The sequence below is a fragment of the Micromonospora sp. DT68 genome (assembly GCF_049847245.1).
Lineage (GTDB): Bacteria > Actinomycetota > Actinomycetes > Mycobacteriales > Micromonosporaceae > Micromonospora > Micromonospora profundi.
In genome coordinates, this window is the sequence record NZ_JBNCNZ010000061.1 from 1 (window position 1) to 717 (window position 717).

Genomic DNA, 717 nt, shown 5'->3' on the forward strand with positions numbered 1-717 from the left:
GGCTGGTCCGGTTGGTCGCCGAGCGTGGTGGTGACGCGATTGCCGACGGTCGGCCGGGACGGCAGTGGTCTCTCGACCTCGCTGATCGGGTGTTGCTGGTAGCCGCGTACTGGCGCACGAACCTGACGATGCGCCAGATCGGCCCGCTGTTCGGGGTGTCGCACTCCGCCGCGCATCGGGTCATCGACACCGTCGGCCCCCTGCTCGCTCTGGCACCGGTGCGCCGGCGTCGGGTCGACCAGGTCACCATCGTCGACGGCACCCTCATCCCGACCCGCGATCACCGCTTGGCCGCCCCGAGCAAGAACTACCGCTACAGCACGAACCTGCAGGTAGCCATCGACGCCCACACCCGCCTCGTCGTGGCCCTCGGCGATCCGCAACCCGGCAACCGCAACGACACCATCGTCTACCGGACCAGCGGCATCGACCAGAAGCTGGCCGGACGGCCCGTCATGGCCGACGGCGCCTACCGCGGCAACCCTGAGGTGATCATCCCGTACCGCAAACCCGGCGACGGCAGCGACTTACCCCCGTGGAAGGCGGACCTGAACAAACAGCACCGCACCGTCCGAGCACAGGTCGAGCACGCCCTGGCCCGCATGAAGTGCTTCAAGATCCTGCGCGACTACCGCCGCGCCGCCAGCACATTGACCGACACCGCTTCCGGCATCGCCCACCTCCACAACATCATCCTCGCGGGGTGACACCAGCACC

Annotated in this window: 1 protein-coding gene; it reads left to right on the plus strand. The window is 68.5% G+C overall.

Features of this window, described 5'->3' with window-relative positions; genetic code table 11:
* Positions 1-707, plus strand: a 707-nt coding sequence (locus ACPXB1_RS30630) for a transposase family protein (RefSeq protein ID WP_425736176.1), incomplete at its 5' end; no start/stop codon positions are given.
* Between the last annotated feature and the right edge of the window lie 10 nt (positions 708-717).